We start from the raw sequence: 19,033 nt of genomic DNA on the forward strand, positions 1-19,033 counted from the left end.
TCAAAGGTCTTTTTAAATTAACCTTGATAGGTTGCAAATTTAACAAAAAATTTCTAATTAGCTTTTAATTTTTTCCAAATCTAATAAAAAACTAAATTCTTTTGCTAAGTCTTTTAAAGCCTCAAAACGTCCCGAAGCCCCGCCATGACCTGCATCCATGTTGGTATCTAAAAACAAAATTTTATTATTTGTTTTTAATTCCCTCAATTTCGCAACCCATTTAGCTGGCTCCCAGTATTGTACCTGCGAATCATGTAAGCCGGTAGATACATACATATTAGGATATTCCTGTGCTTTTACATTATCGTAAGGCGAATACGACAACATATAATCGTAATATTTTTTATTGTTTGGGTTTCCCCATTCGTCATACTCTCCAGTTGTAAGCGGAATACTATCATCTAGCATCGTAGTAATTACGTCTACAAAAGGCACCTGAGCGATAACGCCATTATACAATTCAGGAGCTTCATTCACGATAACTCCCATCAAAAGTCCTCCGGCAGACCCTCCTTCAGCATACAGATGTTCAGGAGAAGTGTACTTTTGGTCTATTACAAATTTAGAGCAATCGATGAAATCTGTAAAGGTATTTTTCTTTTTTAACAGTTTTCCGTCCTCATACCATTGTCTTCCTAAGTCTTCACCTCCTCTAATATGCGCAATTGCGTAAACAAATCCGCGGTCTAGAAGCGATAATCTTGTTGAAGAAAAATAAGTATCCATTGTAATTCCGTAAGAGCCATACGCATAAAGCAATAACGGATTTTTTCCATTTTTCTCTAATCCTTTTCGGTAAACCATAGAAATTGGCACCTTTACTCCATCTCTAGCAGTTGCCCAAACTCTCTCCTCTATATAATTCTCTTTATCAAACTTTCCTCCTAAAACCTGCTGTTCTTTTAAGATTTCTTTAGTTTTAGTCTTCATATTAAAATCAATTACAGAAGACGGAGTTGCTAATGATTGATAGCTATAACGCAAAATATCGGTATCAAAATCAACATTGGTTGTAGTGTACGCATTATACGTTTCACTGCCAAAAGGAAGATAATAATCTGGTTCGCCATTCCAAGGCATGATTCTTATATGATTCAATCCGTTAGAGCGTTCTTCAACAACCAAATAGTTCTTAAAAATCTCGATATCTTCTAATAAAACATCTTCTCTATGTGGAATAAGATCTACCCAGTTTTTCTTTCCCGTTTTGGCTTCTGGCGTTTTCATTAATTTAAAATTAGTCGCCTTATCTTTATTAGTCAAAACATAAAAAGAATCTTCGTAATGAGAAATGCTATATTCTAATCCGCGAACACGTGGCTGGAAAACAGTAAATTCTCCATCTGGATTATTAGAATTCAAAATTCTATATTCTGTCGTCAAAGTGCTTCCAGAACCAATAACAATATACTTTCTTGATTTTTCTTTACTGATTGACACATTAAAAGTGTCATCTGTTTCATCATAAACTAAAGCATCTTTTTCAGATTTTGTGTTTAATTTATGTCTGAAAACTTTATCAGCTCTTAATGTCACCTGATCTTGTCTTACATAAAATATAGTATTATTATCATTTGCCCAAACAGAAGCTCCTGTAACATTTTCTATTTTATCAGCTAAGATTTCGCCTGTTTCTAAGTTTTTTATTTGAATTGTATAGATTCTTCTTCCAACGATATCTACTCCAAAACTAGCAAATTTGTTATCTGGACTAATGCTTAAACCTCCCAATTTGAAATAAGCATGCCCTTTTGCCATTTCGTTACAGTCAAAAAGAATTTCTTCATCTGCAGAAAGACTTCCCTTTTTTCGAGCGAAAATTGGATAATCTTGACCTGTTTCAAAACGGGTAATGTAAAAATATCCATTGTAGAAATAAGGAACCGAAGAATCGTCTTCTTTAATTCTGCCTTTCATTTCTTCAAATAGATTATCTTTCAAATTTTGAGTATGGGCAGTCATGCTTTCGTAATAAGCATTCTCTTGATTTAAATAATCTATTACTTCTGGATTTTCTCTGTCATTAAGCCAGAAATAGTTGTCAACTCTAGATTCTTTATGTTTTTTTAATGTCTTTGGAATTATTTTAGCCTTTGGGGCCGATATATCATTTTGCATTGATTGAGCATTAATTTTTAAATATGAAGACGCAAAAATAGCACAAACCCAACAGAACAAAATTAATTTTTTCATAAAATATTCTATTGAATTAACACAGCAATATACTAATTTTGTCTGAAATAATTTAAAAAATCAACAAAAATGGATTTAATGGGAATGATGGGTAAACTTAAAGAAACCCAACAAAAAATTGAAGATACAAAAAAGCGTTTAGATACTGTTTTGATTGATGAACAAAGCGCTGACGGATTATTAAAAGTTACTATTACAGCAAGCAGAAAAATAAAATCTCTTTCTATTGACGATTCTCTTTTAGAAGATAAGGAGCAACTAGAAGATTACTTAATTGTAACGCTAAATAAAGCTATAGAAAAAGCAACAAGTGTAAACGAAAGAGAATTAGATGCTGTTGCAAGAATGGACATGCCTTCTATTCCTGGAATGGATAATTTGTTTAAATAAAATAGAAACAAAGGTTCAGAGTGACAAAGGTTCAAAGGTTTTCTTTCTTTGCCACAAAAAAAGAGGATGTTTTAACATCCTCTTTTTTTTAACCTTTGTTCCTCTGAACCTTTGCAGCTTTGAACCTTTCTTTCAAAACTTCAAAAGCGTTTCTAAAACATATGTATGCATTACTTCCTTATAGTCTAAATGTGTTACGATTCTAAGTTTGTTGTGTCCAAGCGAACTTATTAATATATTTTTCTGTTTTAATTTCTCAATTAATAATTGATCGCTGTAGCCTTCTGCAAGCGAAAAAATCAAGATATTAGTTTCTACAGGTTCAATTGACGCAATCCAAGGTTTTGTGCTTAAGATTTTGGCAATTTCTTTTGCTCTGCGGTGGTCTTCAGCCAATCTTTCAATATTATGAGCCAAAGCATATAATCCTGCCGCAGCCAAATAACCAACTTGACGCATCCCCCCACCCAATATCTTTCTGATTCTCAACGCTCTGTGAATATCAGCTTTACTTCCAAGCAATACAGAACCAATTGGAGCACCTAATCCTTTTGATAAACAAACTGAAATAGTATCGAAAATAGCTCCGAACTCTCTAGGATTTTGTCTTTTAGCCACTAATGCATTCCAAATCCTTGCTCCATCTAAATGAAACTTCAAATTATGAGCATCGCAAACCTTTTTTATTTCTCTTAAATCTTCCAATTCGTAACACGCGCCGCCGCCTTTATTGGTTGTATTTTCAACACAAACCAAACTCGTTAACGGACTATGATAAAACTCTGGATCGTTTATTGCTGCTTTAACTTGCGCAGCTGTTATCATACCTCGATTTCCATCCAAAAGACAGCACGAAACACCGCTGTTAAAAGAAACTCCTCCTCCTTCATAATGGTAAACGTGAGCGTATTTGTCAGCTATTAGCTGTTCGCCAGGCTGCGTATGCAGTTTTATTGCAGTCTGGTTTGCCATAGTTCCAGACGGAAAGAAAAGTCCAGCTTCCATACCAAAAAACTCTGCTGTTCTATTTTCCAATTCAATCACCGTTGGGTCCTGTTTGTATACGTCATCGCCAACGTGGGCGTTAAACATATACTGCAGCATTTCATAAGTAGGCTTTGTTATGGTATCGCTGATTAAATTTATTTCCATATTCTAAAAACTATATCTTATTTTTGTATGCAAAATTACGTATTACTTATAGTTATTCTCAGCAAGTTTTGGTAAAATTTAACTCGCTGGTTTCTCTAGACCAAATTAACGTAATAATTCTAAAAAACATATAAAAACCTATTAATTAATTTATGACAACAGCCGAACAAGTAAAAGGTATTGTGGAGCGCCTTGGTGCGTTGAGGAGGTATCTTTGACGTTGATGCCAAGCTAATCGAAATTGCAAACGAAGAAGAAAAAACTTTTGCCCCTGACTTTTGGAACAATCCAAAAGAAGCAGAAAACATTGTAAAAAATCTTCGAAACAAGAAAAAATGGATTGAAGATTATGATAAAGCAGTCTCTCTTACAGAAGAGTTACAGCTTGCTTATGATTTTTATAAAGAAGGCGAACTTTCTGTAGATGAATTAGATGAACAATACAATGCCGCGCAAGCACATATTGAAAACATCGAATTCAAAAACATGCTTTCTGACGAAGGCGACAGTCTAAGCGCCGTAGTTCAAATTACAGCCGGTGCTGGAGGAACTGAAAGCTGTGACTGGGCAGGAATGCTGATGCGTATGTACATGATGTGGGGAGAAAGTTATGGTTACAAAATCAAAGAACTTAACTTTCAAGAAGGCGATGTTGCCGGAATTAAAACCGTAACTTTAGAATTCGAAGGAGATTATTCTTTTGGATATCTAAAAGGAGAAAATGGAGTTCACCGTTTGGTACGTATTTCGCCTTTTGACAGTAATGCTAAACGTCATACTTCTTTCGTATCAGTTTACGTTTATCCATTGGTTGATGACAGTATCGAAATCGACATTAACCCTGCCGATATCGAAATTACCACTTCTCGTTCGAGTGGTGCTGGAGGACAAAACGTAAATAAGGTTGAAACTAAAGTTCAATTGGTTCACAAGCCTACTGGAATTCAGATTCAATGTTCTGAAACTCGTTCTCAACAAGATAACAGACAGCGTGCTATGCAGATGCTTCGTTCTCAATTGTACGAAATCGAATTGAAGAAACAGCAAGCGCAACGTGCTGATATTGAAGCTGGAAAAATGAAAATCGAATGGGGTTCGCAGATTCGTAATTACGTGATGCAACCTTATAAATTAGTCAAAGACGTTCGCACAGGTTACGAAACCAGCGATGTTGACGGTGTAATGAACGGAAATATCGATCCTTTCCTTAAAGCCTATCTGATGATGATGGGACAGAAAGAAGAAGAATAGAAATCAGTCACAGTAAACCTGAAACTTGAAACCTGAAACATTCACTAAAAAGAAAAAGTTATGATAAAATGGGCAGATGTAATTCATTTTACAAATAAAGGGAATCCAACTCCAGACAAAAGAGTGGAGAAAACGGAGGAAGAATGGAAACAGCTTTTAACTCCAGAAGAATTTCAGGTAACTCGTTTAAAAGGAACTGAAAGATCTTTTAGCTCAGAAATGTGCAGTTTATTCGAGCCAGGAATTTATGAATGCAAATGCTGTGGCACTTTATTGTTTGATGCAAGCGAGAAGTTTGAATCTGGAACAGGATGGCCGTCTTTTACTCAACCTGTAAAAGAAAATGCAGTTGGATATCATGCCGACAGATCGCACGGAATGATTCGTGTTGAGGTAACTTGTAATGTTTGTGACTCGCATTTAGGACATATTTTCCCCGATGGTCCACCACCAAGTGGATTGCGTTACTGCATTAATGCACTTTCTTTGAATAAAGTAAAAGAATAGTTTCTATTTTCTAATATTAAAAAATCGGCTCGTTTGTTTGCAAAATGAGCCGATTTTTATTTTTAACTCTCTATTTTTTTTCAAAATTTTAAAATTGAGAACTAATCTCACATTCGTTTTATTTCAATTGATTTTGTAAATTAGCCAACACTATTTTATCAAATCAATACTATATCATGGATTTAAACTTCAATAAAAACGAAGATCACAATAAATTACTTCTTTCTGAATTAAAACAAAAATTTGCCAAAGTGAAATTAGGCGGAGGCGAAAAAAGAATCGAAAAACTACATGCTGAAGGCAAAATGACCGCTCGCGAAAGAATTGCTTATTTATTGGATGAAAATTCTAAAAGTATTGAAATTGGAGGTTTTGCTGGCGAAGGAATGTATCCAGAACACGGCGGATGTCCTTCGGGAGGTGTTGTGGTAAAAATTGGCTACATCAGAGGAAAGCAATGTATAGTGGTTGCCAATGATGCTACAGTAAAAGCTGGAGCCTGGTTTCCGATAACGGGAAAGAAAAACCTTCGCGCACAGGAAATAGCAATGGAAAACCGACTCCCAATTATTTATCTTGTAGATAGCGCAGGAGTTTATTTGCCAATGCAGGATGAAATTTTCCCTGACAAAGAACATTTCGGACGTATCTTTAGAAACAATGCTCAAATGAGCAGCATGGGAATTACTCAAATTGCTGCTGTTATGGGAAGCTGTGTTGCTGGAGGCGCTTATCTTCCAATTATGAGCGATGAAGCTCTAATTGTAGACAAAACAGGGAGTATTTTCCTTGCAGGAAGTTATTTAGTAAAAGCCGCAATTGGCGAAACAATCGACAACGAAACTCTTGGCGGAGCAACAACTCACTGTGAAATTTCAGGTGTTACCGATTATAAAGCTAAAGACGACAAAGACGCTTTAGATAAAATCAAAAATATTGTAGATAAAATTGGTGACTTTGAAAAAGCTGGTTACAGCAGAATCAAAGCCGAAAAACCAGCTCTAGATCCAAATGAGATTTACGGAATTCTTCCAAAAGCCAGAACCGAGCAATATGATATGTTGGAAATTATCAAACGTTTGGTAGATAATTCTGAATTTGAAGCTTACAAAGAAGGCTATGGACAATCTCTAATAACAGGTTATGCCAGAATTGATGGTTGGGCTGTTGGAATTGTTGCCAATCAAAGAAAAGTGGTAAAAACCAAAAAAGGTGAAATGCAGTTTGGAGGCGTTATTTATTCTGATAGCGCTGACAAGGCAACTCGTTTTATTGCCAATTGCAATCAGAAAAAGATTCCGTTGGTATTTTTACAAGACGTAACAGGTTTTATGGTAGGTTCAAAATCAGAACACGGCGGAATTATTAAAGATGGTGCCAAAATGGTAAATGCCGTAAGTAATTCTGTTGTTCCTAAATTTACTGTAATTGTCGGGAATTCGTATGGTGCAGGAAATTACGCCATGTGCGGAAAAGCATACGATCCTAGATTAATATTTGCTTGGCCAAGTGCCGAACTTGCTGTTATGGGCGGAACTCAAGCAGCAAAAGTTTTAGCGCAAATTGAAGCTTCTTCGCTTAAAGCGAAAGGAGAAACTGTTGATGAAGCAAAAGAAACCGAATTATTCGATAAAATAAAAGCACGTTATGATGAGCAGACATCACCTTACTATGCTGCTTCAAGACTTTGGACGGATGCAATCATTGACCCGCTTGAGACGCGTAATTGGATTTCAATAGGAATTGAGGCTGCAAACCACGCTCCTATTCAAAAACCATTCAATTTAGGAGTCATTCAGGTTTAATGATTTAAGAATTGGCAGCAATACGTTAAATAAAAAGCAAAAAACTTATTTTTCATTTATTAAAAATACATATATCACTAAAAATTAGTAACTTAGTATGTAATTTTTAATCACACAACATCATGGAAAATGTAAAAAGTTTGAATAAATGGGCAAATTCGCACACTTATTTACCAGTTGATTTAGTACGTATTGTTTTGGGTGGATTTTTATTTATGAAAGGTGTCTCTTTCGTCACCAATGTTCAATACCTGCATGATTTGATTTCCCCTATCGATAAGTATGGCGGAGGCATGTTTATGCTGCATTACATTGCTCCTGCCCACATGATTGGTGGTATAATGATTATTTTTGGGCTTTTGACCAGATGGGCAATCGCTGCTCAATTACCCATTTTATTTGGTGCAGTTCTTGTCAACTCTATGGGAAGAATGCATTCTGAAAGTTTAGTTTTAGCAATAGTCGTTTTATTAGTCTGCTTATTCTTTCTATTTTATGGAAGTGGCAAACATTCCGCAGATTATTATTTTAAAATGCAACAATAACCTCATAAGTCCTCAGTTACGCTGAGGACTTTTTTTTGAGTGTTAATTAATTCTATAAAATTTCTTTAATTGCGTTTTATGACTTAAATTCGCCGACATGAATTGGATTCGTAAAACCGTTATTCTTATTACACTTATACTTGCAGGGCTGTTTGCTTATCAGGCAGACCAAGCTTCTATACACGTAATTGAAACGGAAAAATCCGACACCAACTTCTGTAAAGACATTCCTGATTCGTCTGCATTTATACAACCACAGGGAAGTTATCAGTTTGCAGCAAACATCAAAACAAATCCTACCGGAATAATTAAATGTTTTGACAACCTTTTACCGCTTGTTCCACAGCATCAAACCGTTGCACACACTACAGCATATACTAAACTATTTACTACTCAAAGTAAAAAGGTTTCAGTCATACTCTATGCTTTCCATTTTTTCTGGTAAATAAATACTTGATTTTTTAGAAGAATTATCTCTTCAGCACTTACTTAGCCGTTTTCAAACTGAAAACTGTTTTGCATATCATTTATTTATTACATTAAAAACATCATGGAAACTACTACCACAATAATGGGTATTGTGATTTTAATTATTGTTGCTATCCCAATCTATTTTTCTGCGCGTTCATCAGCAGCTAGCAAATCAAGAATTTTAAACATCAAAAAAAGATTCAATCCAAATCATCCAGAAGATTTTGATTTAACAGAATCAATCAACAATAAAACTTTGACAATTGATCAGAAAAACAATAAGTTTATTTTGATGAATTTCAATCCAAATCAGCAAGAATCAATATATGTCGATTTAAATACAATTGCTTCATGCAAATTAATTCCAACAACAGATTCTGGTTCTGATACTATTGTTAAAATTGACTTTGATTTTCAAGAAAAAGAAACTGGTAAAAAAATAATAATTCCATTCTATGATTTTGACGATGACCGCATCAAACAGATTAGCGTCTATCAAGATCATCAGTTTGCGAAAAAATGGCTTAAAATCATCCAAGATTCTATATCACGTTAGTTATTTAATTCAGAAAAGAGGTTCTATTATAGGCCTCTTTTTTTTGCTCCTTACATGATATTTGTCATTTTATGTCTTGGCTTGAAGTTTTAATTTTGATGTAAACTAAATCCGTCATTATGAAAATTTCTTTGACTCAAAAGTATAATGTCCCAGGTCCAAGATATACTAGTTACCCTACAGTTCCATATTGGAATGAAGCAGACTTTACTTCAGAAAAATGGATTACTACTTTAAAGCAGTCATTTTCTGAAAGCAATTCAAAAAACGGAATAAGTTTATACATCCACCTACCTTTCTGTGAAAGCATGTGCACTTTTTGCGGATGCAATAAACGCATTACAAAAAATCACTCAGTAGAAGAAAAATACATTCAGGCAGTTCTGAAAGAATGGAAAATGTATTGTGATTTGCTTCCCGAAAAACCCGTAATTAAAGAAATTCACTTGGGCGGAGGAACTCCTACATTCTTTTCAAAAGAAAATCTAGAATGTCTTATTAACGGGATTTTTGATTATGCTGTAAAAGCAGAAAATCACGAATTTAGTTTTGAAGGACATCCAAATAACACAACTCACGAACAGCTTAAAAAACTATACGATTTAGGCTTTCGCAGAGTAAGTTTTGGCGTGCAAGATTATTCTCCTACAGTTCAAAAAGCAATCAACAGAATTCAACCTTTTCATAATGTAGCCAAAGTAACTTTTTGGGCAAAAGAAATTGGCTATACTTCAATTGGTCACGATATTATTTTTGGGCTTCCTTTTCAAACTATCGAAGATGTAGTTGATACGGTAGAAAAAACCAATTCATTAAAACCAGATAGATTGGCATTTTATAGCTATGCACATGTGCCTTGGATAAAAGGAAACGGACAGCGCGGTTTTAATGATGAGAATCTGCCAAAAGATGCCGAAAAGAGAAAACTGTATGAAATAGGTAAAAAACTTCTTATTCAGAACGGTTATCACGAAATTGGTATGGATCATTTTGCATTAGCTGGTGACAGTTTATACAAAGCGGCTCACAACGGAAATCTACATAGAAATTTCATGGGCTACAGCGCTTCTAAAACTCAGGTTATGATTGGTTTAGGCGTTTCTTCAATTAGTGATAGCTGGTATAGTTTTGCTCAAAATACAAAAAGCCTAGAGGAATACTACGAGATTTTAGAGTCTGATAAACTTCCTGTTGTAAAAGGTCATATTTTAAATAATGAAGATCTTATTATTAGAAAACATATTCTGAATTTAACCTGCGAATTGGAAACTTCCTGGACTGCAGAATCTTTAAATTTCACTGAACTTCCTGAAGTGTTAAATGCTTTAAAAGAAATAGAAAATGATAATTTAATTATTATTGAAGATAATAAAATCAAGATTACAGAAGAAGGAAGACCTTTTGTACGTAATATCTGTATGGCATTTGATTTACATCTAAAAAGAAAGTCACCGGAAACAAATCTGTTCTCGATGACTGTATAATAAATCTAAAATTATATTTTCTAATGGCAGTTTGGAGTCTGCTGCACAAAAAGACTCATATTTGAAGGAGAAATATATGGAATTCCCAATCCTAATCCGCGAAGGATAAATAAAACACCAATTATAACTGCTACATACGGAATTGCCTTTTGGATTTTGTTTCTGAAAGGCAATTTCAATAATGAGTTGACATAAACTACAACCGTCATTAATGGCATAGTTCCAATTCCGAACAAAAGCATATAAAGAACTCCAAGATTTGCGCTTTGCATTGCAATTGCTCCAAATAAAGCAACATAAACCATTCCACAAGGTAAAAAACCGTTTAGAAGACCAATTGTAAAAAGAGATTTGTAACTCTTATTTTTAAACTGACTTCCAAGATTGGCTTTAACTTTTGAAATGATTTTGTAAACAGGTTTAGAAAAATTGTATTGCGCAAATTTTTTCTCTGGAATTAAAACCACAATAATCATGATCACACCAATAATTATTGACATTTTTTGCTGTAATCCTGCCAGAAAAAAACCTCTTCCTAACAATCCAAAAATCAGTCCGATTGTAGCGTAAGCTGTTAATCGTCCGAAATGATAGGTAATAATCTGTGTTGCCTTTTTGGCTTCGTTTTGCCTGTCTACGGGAAGCATCATGGCAATTGGCCCGCACATTCCAACACAGTGCAGACTGCTGATTAAACCCAAAAAGAAAGCAGAGAATAACATCGTGTTTTAGTTTACGTAAATAACTTCTTTAGTGAGATATTTTTTGCCTTCATACTGCCATTCCATATTAACATCCCAACGCCCTTTTATTAATTTTTTCTGTGGAATAATGATTTCTGAATTAGTTAAAGCTATTTGAGTATTAAAATCAAATTTTTTGTTTGAAGGTCTGTACAATTGGATATTTCCTTTCACTTTGTCACTTTCAAATCCTGCTGGAAAAATCACGGCCACACCTTCTGGAGTATATTTAATTGATGGTTTATGCTGCAAATCGTGTGCATTTTGAATTCTTGCCATCTCTTCCTGAAAATGTGTATCGTGTTTGTAATATTCTTCAACAACCAAATCATTATCGTATTTAGAATTTGACTGCACTTCAAAAACAAAATATAAAATAAACGTCATAAACAATGCGAATGCTATGACAATTCCTGTTCCCCAATTAAACTTCATAATATTATATTTTTAATTAAAACTTCGCGGCCCTAAGAAATTTGTAGTTGTTGTTTCAAGGAGTTCAGAACCATTATAAACTCCAATTTTAACTTTTGTTTTATCGCTTTCGAGTAGAACTTCATCAATTTCGATAAACAATGTGCCTTGAGAAATTCCTTCTTTAGCAACTTTAAAATGTCTTTTCCCTACATTTTTGATTTCTCCTTTTTGATTTATTAATTCGAAATGAATATCATTGTAATCTTTCATTGTTTTGTTTACAATTTTATAAGTGTAAACATTACTGATTTTTTCGCCATTATGTTGGAACAGCTGGCCAGGCAAGCGTAAAACTACTGCCTGTACATCTGTTCTCAAAAACAGCATTCCAACAAAAATACTCAATAAAATGAAGAGAACAGCTGTATATCCTTTCATTCTTGCTGTAAACTTGAAAGGTTCTTTTTTTGCAATTTCATCTTCAGAAGCGTATCGGATAAGACCTTTTGGCAATCCTACAGATTCCATGATATGATCGCATTCGTCGATACAAGCTGTACAGTTTGTACATTCTAGCTGTGTTCCGTTTCTTATGTCAATTCCCATTGGGCAAACATGAACGCATTGGAGACAATCAATACAATCTCCTTTTCCTGTTAATGCTCTATCTTCATTTTTTTTGAATTTTGCGCGTCCTTCTTCTTTTTCACCTCGCACAAAATCATAAGCAACATTTATAGATTTATTATCTAAAAGAACTCCTTGCAATCTTCCGTATGGACAAGCAATAATACAAACTTGTTCACGAAACCAAACAAAAACAAAATAGAAAACACCAGTAAAGATAAGCAGTGCGATAAAATTACTAGCTTGCGCAATTGGACCTTGCTCAATCATTAAGAACAAAGCATCGCTTCCAACCAAATAAGCTAAAAAGACATTGGCAATAAGAAAAGAGATTAAGAAGAAAATAGCCCATTTTAAAACTCGTTTTCTAATTTTCTCCGCATTCCATTCTTGTTTTGCTAAACGACTCTGAGAACCGCGGTCTCCATCAATCGCATATTCGATGCGGCGGAAAACCATTTCGAGGAAAATAGTCTGCGGACATATCCAGCCACAAAAAATTCTTCCGAAAACAACCGTAAATAAAATGACAAATACAACGCCGACAAGCATTGAAATTACGAAGAGATAAAAATCCTGAGGCCAAAAAGGGAATCCAAAGATATTAAAACGACGTTCCATAATATTGAACATCATAAATTGGTTCCCATTTACTTTAATAAACGGATTTATGAATAAAATTGCCAGCAAAACATAGCTGACAATTTTCCTATAATCATAAAATTTACCAGACGGTTTTTTAGGAAATATAAATTTTCGCTTACCACCTTCATCTATTGTTCCAATGGTATTTCTAAAAGCTTCGTCTGGTAAATTTGACATGATATTCTAATTATTTTTTAACTTCTGTGGTATCTTTTGTGGTTGCTGCTGCGGCATCGGTTTTAGGAGCACTATCGTCTACCCAAACTTCTCCTTCTGCTTCTTTTGGATCTTTTGGATTACTTCCTTGCAAAGACAGAATATAACTCGCAACTTTTTGTATTTCTTTTGGTTTAAGAGTCCCTTTCCAAGCAATCATACCTTTTCCGTCTCTACCTCCGTTTGTAATGGTATGGAATAGATTTTTGATTCCTCCTCCTAAAATCCATCTATCATCTGTAAGGTTTGGCCCAATCTGTCCTCCTGCATCGGCACGGTGACAAGCTGCACAGTTTGTTGTAAAGATCTCTTTTCCTGCTGCTAAACTTGGTTCGTCAGTTAATAAAACAACCGTTTTTTCGTCCATTAAATCTGGAGCAGTTTTCATGTATTCTTCAACATCAATTTTTGCCTGAGCCATTTCTTTTTTCAACTCCATTTCCTGATCATCAGCTCCTAAGACATCATAACGAACTACATAAATTACTCCAAAAATGATACAGATGTAGAATAAATATACCCACCATGGCGGTAAATTATTATCCAACTCTTTGATTCCGTCATAATCATGATCCATCAATAAGTCGGCTTCTTTTTCAATTGGTTCTGTTTTAGTCAATTTGTGCATTAGGTTTTTAAACCAAGTGCTTTCTTTGAAACTTAAACTTTCTTCAAGTTCTTTTTGAGCTTTTTCTTCTGGTGATAATAATTGATACATCACTCGATTTACAGCGCTAAGCGTAATCTCGATCGCAATTAGAATAAACAAAAAGACAAATAAAAAGACTGATACCATTGGATATTTTACAAAAGCCGGCTTATCGCCTGAATCTATAAAATATTCCATCAAAGCAAATACGATGAAGAAAATCAGCGGTACTCTAACATATACTGGGAAAAGCTTTTTCATTTTTATCTATCTTTTGTGATTACAATAAGTCCTTCATCTAAAGGTATATTACTCATTTCTTGAATTTTTTCTTTTCTATAAGAGAACACCCAAATGCCTAATCCTACAAAGAAGAAGAAGAAAATCAAGAGGGAAATAATCGGGTATAATTCTACACCCGATATTGTTTCCATATTGTGTTTTATCTGTTCAAACATAATGCTGTTATTTAGTTTCTTTTACTTTAATATCAGTACCAAGTCTTTGAATATAAGCGATCAAAGCAACGATTTCTCTTTCGTTCATCGGAATGAATTTCTCGCCTTTTGCAGAAGCCTTTTTACGGCTGTCTTCATAACTCTTAACGAAATCAGGATCGCTTTCTAAGCTTTTTTCAATCTTAACAGCCTGCTCTCTTAAAGTTTTCTGTGCATTTGCAACTTCTTCTGGAGTATATGGTACTCCTAAAGAAATCATCGCTTGCATTTTCTTCTGAGTCAATGAAATGTCCATTGGTTTGTTATCAAACAACCATTTGTAACCCGGCATAATAGATCCTGCAGATGTACTTTGCGGATTCCACATGTGGTTAAAATGCCAGTTGTCATTGTACTTACCACCTACTCTCAATAAATCTGGTCCTGTACGTTTAGATCCCCATAAGAATGGATGGTCGTAAACAAACTCTCCCGCTTTTGATTGAACTCCATAACGTTCTACTTCACTTCTAAAAGGACGAACTGATTGTGAGTGACAACCAACGCAACCTTCTCTAATATATAAGTCACGTCCTTCAAGCTCTAACGGTGTATATGGTTTTACACTCGAAATAGTTGGAATATTTGATTTCACCATAATTGTTGGCACAATCTGAATAATACCTCCAATTAAAATTGCTATAGTAGCTAGAATGGTTAACTGAATTGGTTTTCTTTCTAACCATGAGTGGAATTTCTCTCCGCTTAATCTACCGCTTTTTATGGTTTGTAATGCTGGAGCCTGAGCCAATTCATCTTCGATTGTATTACCAGCTTTTACTGTCATAATGATGTTGTAAACCAATGTCAGCATCCCAACTAGATACAAAGTACCTCCAATAGCTCTCATCCAATACATTGGCATAATAGCTGTTACCGTTTCAAGGAAGTTTCCATAAGTTAAAGTCCCATCTGGATTAAATTGTTTCCACATAGATGCTTGTTGAAAACCAGCCACATATAATGGAATTGTATATACGATAATACCTAAAGTACCAATCCAGAAATGGAAGTTTGCCAATTTCTTAGAGAACAACTCCGATTTTGTCATTCTTGGAATTAACCAATAGATAATGCCAAACGACATAAAACCATTCCAAGCTAAAGCTCCTACGTGTACGTGCGCTACGATCCAGTCAGTATAGTGCGCAATAGCATTTACATTTTTTAAAGATAACATTGGTCCTTCAAAAGTTGCCATACCATAACCTGTAATCGCTACTACAAAGAATTTTAAGACCGGTTCTTCACGAACTTTATCCCAAGCTCCTCTTAATGTAAGAAGTCCGTTGATCATACCACCCCAAGATGGAGCAATTAACATTACTGAGAATGCAACTCCTAAATTCTGAGCCCAGTTTGGCAGTGCAGAATATAATAAGTGGTGTGGTCCAGCCCAGATATAGATAAAGATTAAAGACCAAAAGTGAATAATAGATAATCTATAGGAGTAAACAGGCCTGTTTGCAATTTTTGGAACGAAATAATACATTAATCCCAAGAACGGAGTAGTAAGGAAAAATGCCACCGCATTGTGCCCGTACCACCATTGTACAAGCGCATCCTGAACACCTGCATATACAGAGTAGCTTTTTAAACCTGAAACAGGAATTTCAATATTGTTAAAGATATGCAGTACAGCTACCGTTACAAATGTTGCTAGATAAAACCAGATTGCAACATATAGGTGACGCTCTCTACGACGTAGCATAGTACCAATCATATTAATTCCCATTACAACCCAAATCAAAGCGATTGCAATATCAATTGGCCACTCTAGCTCTGCATATTCTTTAGAAGAAGTATAACCTAACGGAAGTGTAATTGCAGCAGCTACAATAATTAACTGCCAACCCCAGAAATGAAGATTACTTAAAAAATCACTAAACATTCTGGCTTTTAGCAATCTTTGCAGCGAGTAATACATACCGGCAAAAAAGGCATTACCCACAAAGGCAAAAATAACTGCATTGGTGTGCAATGGTCTTAATCGGCCGTAACTCAGCCACGAAATCCCATCTGTAATGTTGGGAAAAAGGTACATTACCGCTAAGGTAAGCCCCACTAACATACCAACAACTCCAAAAAGAATTGTGGCATAAATGAATTTTTTTACAATTTTGTTGTCGTAATAAAACTGTTCCATTTCCATAATTATACTTGTTTTTCTTCGATTGGTGAATTATTATTTTGGGAATTAATTTTTGTTTCGTCATCAAAAAGAATTCTGACTGAAGGAGTATAATCATCATCATACTGTCCAGATTTGACAGCTGCGATAAAGGCAATAAAGAAACAGATTGCCACAAAAATACTTACTGAAATTAAAAGATAAATAACACTCATACCTTAGATTTATATTAACAAAATTACTTCGTTAAGGGCGCATAAAATATGATAATTATCATGAGCAAAAAGATATGTTAAATTTATAAAAAATATCTTTCAAAACAATTTAAAATCATTCTAAATTTCTGTTACTGAAATAGTTAGACATAAAAGTCACAAAACTTACAATAGTAATTGTACTCAAAGGCATAATGATCGCAGCAACTAACGGAAGGAGGTTTCCTGTAACTGCAAATGCAAGTCCAACAACGTTGTACAGCAATGATAAGCCAAAACTCATTTTTATAATCGCAATTGCTTTATGAGAAAGCTTTAAAAAGTAATTGAGACGTGAAAATTCTGATGCATCTAAAATGGCATCACAAGCAGGAGAAAACACATTTACGTTTTCTGATATCGAAATCCCGACATTGCTTTGCGCCAAAGCTCCGGCATCATTGAGTCCATCGCCTACCATCATTACATTTTGGCCTTTTTCCTGAAGTTTCTTTATATATTCGAGCTTTTGCTCTGGTTTCTGATTGAATATCAATTCGGTACCTTTTGGCAGAATCGCTTCTAGATTTGCTCTTTCACCATCATTATCACCAGAAAGTACTTTGATTTGATACTCTTTACTCAGATTTGCAAAAAGCTTTTCCAAACCTTCACGATATTGATTCTGGAAAGTAAATTTTCCGAAATAAATCTCCCCTATTTTAATATGTAATGCTGTTTTTTCTATTTCTGAACCATCTGCAACTATATCATTTACAAATTGTCCAGAACCAATTTTTATTTCGTTCCCATCAACAGTAGCCAAAATTCCTTTTCCTGTAAATTCTTGAAACTCTTCTATATTAATGCGTTTTGATTCTGGAAGAAAATCATAAAGCATTCGGCTTAAAGGGTGATTTGAACCTCGCAATACATTTTTAACCAATACAACATCTGAATCTGAAATAGGATTTCCTTCATATATTATATTCGATTTTTTATTGGTTGTAATAGTCCCTGTTTTATCAAAAACAATCGTATCAACTTTGGCAAGCTGTTCAATTACAACAGCATTTTTCAAATAAAATTTCTTTTTACCTAAAATACGCAATATGTTTCCAAAAGTAAATGGAGCTGTAAGAGCCAAGGCACAAGGACAAGCCACAATTAATACGGCCGTAAAGACATTAAAAGCGGTATTGGCATCTATAAAAATCCAATAACCAAAACCAGCAAATGCAATGAGCAATAAGATGGGGGTAAAATATCGGCTTATCGCATCTGTTATGGTTTTGTGTTTCTGATCTACTTTTTTCTGAAAAATTTCGTTACTCCATAATTGAGTTAAATAACTTTGAGAAACAGAATGCAAAACTTCCATTTCGATCACTTTTCCAATCTGTTTTCCGCCAGCAAATACCTTATCTCCAGATTTTTTAGTAATTGGGACTGCTTCTCCCGTAACAAAACTATAATCTATTTCTGCGCTTTCGCTGATTAAAATTCCATCAACAGGAATAAGCTCCTGATTTCTAATTAACAATCGATCTCCTTTCAGAACATCATAAATCGCTACATTATCTTCAGAAGAATCTTTATTGATTTTGGTAACCGCAATTGGAAAATAGGATTTAAAATCTCTTTCGAAACTTAAAAAACTATAGGTTTTAATCTGAAACATTTTACCAAGAAGCATAAAAAATATCAAACTGGCCAAACTGTCAAAAAAACCTGGGCTGTGATCCATTAGCATATCATAAGTACTGCGAATAAACATCACGATAATTCCTAAAGCAATCGGAATATCAATATTAAGCATTTTTGTTCTAATGCTATGATATGCAGAAACATAATATCCGCTTGCTGAATACAAGAAAGTTGGTAATGCTAGAAGAAAAATCAGTAATCTGAAAAACGGTTTGTAACTATCGAGCCAGAACTCTTTCATTTCGAAATATTCCGGAAATGAAAGCAGCATAATATTTCCAAAACAGAAAAAAGCGACCCCCAATTTATAAGTTAAACTTCTATCTACTTTTGCTTTTGCGGATCCGTAATTTTCTAAACTAATGTAAGGTTCATAACCTATAGAGCTTAGGAGATAAACTATTTCTTTTAAAGAAACTGCATCAGAATTAAAGGTAATTCTAACTTTCTTTTCGTGAAAATTAACTTGAGAAGTGCTAATTCCTGACTGAAGACGGTTTAGATTTTCTAAAATCCAAATACAAGAACTGCAATGGATATGTGGAATATTTAGAGAAACAATTGAAGTGTTTCCTTCTTGAAATTCTAGAATTTTTGCCAATATGGCTTCGTTTTCTAAAAAATCATATTTTCCTTTGATGTCTTGCGGTGTGGCACCCGGAGACTTTTCAAAGTCATAATAAGATGTTAGGTCATTGATGCTGAAAATTTCGTAAACTGTTTTACAGCCTGTGCAACAAAACTTTTTATAATCAAAATCAATTTCTTCATTTTGTTCAATAGTTAAACCACAATGAAAACAACTTTGCTCCCTCATAAACTTGTTTTTATTTGCCACAAATTTCCAATTAAA

At 34.4% G+C, this 19,033-nt stretch carries 18 protein-coding genes; 8 read left to right on the forward strand and 10 right to left on the reverse strand.

What is annotated here, in order from left to right; translation table 11 throughout:
* Positions 1-57: 57 nt before the first annotated feature.
* Positions 58-2,193: a S9 family peptidase gene (locus tag DMB71_RS12645; RefSeq protein ID WP_111366618.1), complete on the reverse strand. Its 2,136-nt coding sequence runs from the start codon at positions 2,191-2,193 to the stop codon at positions 58-60.
* Positions 2,194-2,262: 69 nt separating this feature from the next.
* Between DMB71_RS12645 and DMB71_RS12650 the strand changes: the two genes are divergently transcribed.
* Complete coding sequence (locus DMB71_RS12650) at positions 2,263-2,583, forward strand: YbaB/EbfC family nucleoid-associated protein (protein ID WP_008462685.1); 321 nt, start codon at positions 2,263-2,265, stop codon at positions 2,581-2,583.
* A 132-nt stretch (positions 2,584-2,715) separates the two neighbouring features.
* On the opposite strand, the gene DMB71_RS12655 is transcribed toward DMB71_RS12650, so the two are convergent.
* The gene (locus DMB71_RS12655; protein ID WP_111366620.1) at positions 2,716-3,735 is read right to left on the reverse strand and encodes a threonine aldolase family protein; all 1,020 of its coding nucleotides are present in this window, start codon (positions 3,733-3,735) and stop codon (positions 2,716-2,718) included.
* A 152-nt stretch (positions 3,736-3,887) separates the two neighbouring features.
* On the opposite strand from DMB71_RS12655, the gene prfB reads away from it, so the two are divergent.
* The 7 genes from prfB (at position 3,888) to hemN (ending at position 10,354) form a co-directional block, all read left to right on the forward strand.
* Positions 3,888-4,986, forward strand: a protein-coding gene (gene prfB, locus DMB71_RS12660; RefSeq protein WP_111366622.1) for a peptide chain release factor 2 whose coding sequence is annotated in 2 segments (ribosomal slippage) — positions 3,888-3,950 and positions 3,952-4,986 — 1,098 coding nt in all. Because the reading frame shifts where the segments join, the coding sequence is not laid out codon by codon here.
* Positions 4,987-5,046: 60 nt separating this feature from the next.
* Positions 5,047-5,493 carry a peptide-methionine (R)-S-oxide reductase MsrB gene (gene msrB / locus DMB71_RS12665; RefSeq protein ID WP_111366624.1) on the forward strand — a complete coding sequence of 149 codons (447 nt, stop codon included), beginning with the start codon at positions 5,047-5,049 and terminating at the stop codon, positions 5,491-5,493.
* A 176-nt stretch (positions 5,494-5,669) separates the two neighbouring features.
* Complete coding sequence (locus DMB71_RS12670) at positions 5,670-7,298, forward strand: acyl-CoA carboxylase subunit beta (protein WP_111366626.1); 1,629 nt, start codon at positions 5,670-5,672, stop codon at positions 7,296-7,298.
* A gap of 122 nt (positions 7,299-7,420) precedes the next feature.
* A complete protein-coding gene (locus DMB71_RS12675) occupies positions 7,421-7,843 on the forward strand; it encodes a DoxX family protein (RefSeq protein WP_111366628.1) in 423 nt (140 codons plus the stop codon).
* Positions 7,844-7,940: 97 nt separating this feature from the next.
* Positions 7,941-8,288, forward strand: a complete 348-nt coding sequence (locus DMB71_RS12680; protein WP_111366630.1) for a hypothetical protein — start codon at positions 7,941-7,943, stop codon at positions 8,286-8,288.
* 105 nt (positions 8,289-8,393) lie between these two features.
* Positions 8,394-8,870, forward strand: a complete 477-nt coding sequence (locus DMB71_RS12685) for a hypothetical protein (RefSeq protein ID WP_111366632.1) — start codon at positions 8,394-8,396, stop codon at positions 8,868-8,870.
* A gap of 119 nt (positions 8,871-8,989) precedes the next feature.
* A complete protein-coding gene (hemN, locus tag DMB71_RS12690; RefSeq protein WP_111366634.1) occupies positions 8,990-10,354 on the forward strand; it encodes an oxygen-independent coproporphyrinogen III oxidase in 1,365 nt (454 codons plus the stop codon).
* Positions 10,355-10,374: 20 nt separating this feature from the next.
* On the opposite strand, the gene DMB71_RS12695 is transcribed toward hemN, so the two are convergent.
* The 8 genes from DMB71_RS12695 to DMB71_RS12730 all read right to left on the reverse strand — a co-directional run bounded on the left by DMB71_RS12695 (position 10,375) and on the right by DMB71_RS12730 (position 18,997).
* Positions 10,375-11,076 (reverse strand): sulfite exporter TauE/SafE family protein, encoded by a 702-nt coding sequence (locus tag DMB71_RS12695; protein WP_111366636.1) that lies wholly within the window; start codon positions 11,074-11,076, stop codon positions 10,375-10,377.
* Between the two features lie 6 nt (positions 11,077-11,082).
* On the reverse strand, positions 11,083-11,532 hold the full coding sequence (locus tag DMB71_RS12700; RefSeq protein WP_111366638.1) for a FixH family protein: 450 nt from the start codon (positions 11,530-11,532) through the stop codon (positions 11,083-11,085).
* Positions 11,533-11,544: 12 nt separating this feature from the next.
* The gene (gene ccoG / locus DMB71_RS12705; RefSeq protein WP_111366640.1) at positions 11,545-12,963 is read right to left on the reverse strand and encodes a cytochrome c oxidase accessory protein CcoG; all 1,419 of its coding nucleotides are present in this window, start codon (positions 12,961-12,963) and stop codon (positions 11,545-11,547) included.
* 10 nt (positions 12,964-12,973) lie between these two features.
* Positions 12,974-13,912, reverse strand: a complete 939-nt coding sequence (locus tag DMB71_RS12710) for a cbb3-type cytochrome c oxidase N-terminal domain-containing protein (RefSeq protein ID WP_111366642.1) — start codon at positions 13,910-13,912, stop codon at positions 12,974-12,976.
* 2 nt (positions 13,913-13,914) lie between these two features.
* Positions 13,915-14,109, reverse strand: coding sequence for a CcoQ/FixQ family Cbb3-type cytochrome c oxidase assembly chaperone (locus DMB71_RS12715; protein ID WP_111366644.1), 195 nt, complete (start codon positions 14,107-14,109; stop codon positions 13,915-13,917).
* 7 nt (positions 14,110-14,116) lie between these two features.
* Positions 14,117-16,300 (reverse strand): cytochrome-c oxidase, cbb3-type subunit I, encoded by a 2,184-nt coding sequence (gene ccoN, locus DMB71_RS12720; protein WP_111366646.1) that lies wholly within the window; start codon positions 16,298-16,300, stop codon positions 14,117-14,119.
* Between the two features lie 2 nt (positions 16,301-16,302).
* Positions 16,303-16,494, reverse strand: a complete 192-nt coding sequence (gene ccoS, locus DMB71_RS12725; RefSeq protein WP_095930917.1) for a cbb3-type cytochrome oxidase assembly protein CcoS — start codon at positions 16,492-16,494, stop codon at positions 16,303-16,305.
* A 115-nt stretch (positions 16,495-16,609) separates the two neighbouring features.
* On the reverse strand, positions 16,610-18,997 hold the full coding sequence (locus DMB71_RS12730; protein ID WP_111366648.1) for a heavy metal translocating P-type ATPase: 2,388 nt from the start codon (positions 18,995-18,997) through the stop codon (positions 16,610-16,612).
* Between the last annotated feature and the right edge of the window lie 36 nt (positions 18,998-19,033).

The sequence above is a fragment of the Flavobacterium tistrianum genome (genome assembly GCF_003254545.1).
In the GTDB taxonomy this organism is placed as follows: Bacteria; Bacteroidota; Bacteroidia; order Flavobacteriales; family Flavobacteriaceae; genus Flavobacterium; species Flavobacterium tistrianum.

Coding starts and splice junctions, on each gene's coding strand:
- DMB71_RS12645 (WP_111366618.1), bottom strand. CDS start 2,193: ATGAAAAAATTAATTTTGTTCTGTTGGGTTTGTGCTATTTTTGCGTCT.
- DMB71_RS12650 (WP_008462685.1), top strand. CDS start 2,263: ATGGATTTAATGGGAATGATGGGTAAACTTAAAGAAACCCAACAAAAA.
- DMB71_RS12655 (WP_111366620.1), bottom strand. CDS start 3,735: ATGGAAATAAATTTAATCAGCGATACCATAACAAAGCCTACTTATGAA.
- msrB (WP_111366624.1), top strand. CDS start 5,047: ATGATAAAATGGGCAGATGTAATTCATTTTACAAATAAAGGGAATCCA.
- DMB71_RS12670 (WP_111366626.1), top strand. CDS start 5,670: ATGGATTTAAACTTCAATAAAAACGAAGATCACAATAAATTACTTCTT.
- DMB71_RS12675 (WP_111366628.1), top strand. CDS start 7,421: ATGGAAAATGTAAAAAGTTTGAATAAATGGGCAAATTCGCACACTTAT.
- DMB71_RS12680 (WP_111366630.1), top strand. CDS start 7,941: ATGAATTGGATTCGTAAAACCGTTATTCTTATTACACTTATACTTGCA.
- DMB71_RS12685 (WP_111366632.1), top strand. CDS start 8,394: ATGGAAACTACTACCACAATAATGGGTATTGTGATTTTAATTATTGTT.
- hemN (WP_111366634.1), top strand. CDS start 8,990: ATGAAAATTTCTTTGACTCAAAAGTATAATGTCCCAGGTCCAAGATAT.
- DMB71_RS12695 (WP_111366636.1), bottom strand. CDS start 11,076: ATGTTATTCTCTGCTTTCTTTTTGGGTTTAATCAGCAGTCTGCACTGT.
- DMB71_RS12700 (WP_111366638.1), bottom strand. CDS start 11,532: ATGAAGTTTAATTGGGGAACAGGAATTGTCATAGCATTCGCATTGTTT.
- ccoG (WP_111366640.1), bottom strand. CDS start 12,963: ATGTCAAATTTACCAGACGAAGCTTTTAGAAATACCATTGGAACAATA.
- DMB71_RS12710 (WP_111366642.1), bottom strand. CDS start 13,912: ATGAAAAAGCTTTTCCCAGTATATGTTAGAGTACCGCTGATTTTCTTC.
- DMB71_RS12715 (WP_111366644.1), bottom strand. CDS start 14,109: ATGTTTGAACAGATAAAACACAATATGGAAACAATATCGGGTGTAGAA.
- ccoN (WP_111366646.1), bottom strand. CDS start 16,300: ATGGAAATGGAACAGTTTTATTACGACAACAAAATTGTAAAAAAATTC.
- ccoS (WP_095930917.1), bottom strand. CDS start 16,494: ATGAGTGTTATTTATCTTTTAATTTCAGTAAGTATTTTTGTGGCAATC.
- DMB71_RS12730 (WP_111366648.1), bottom strand. CDS start 18,997: ATGAGGGAGCAAAGTTGTTTTCATTGTGGTTTAACTATTGAACAAAAT.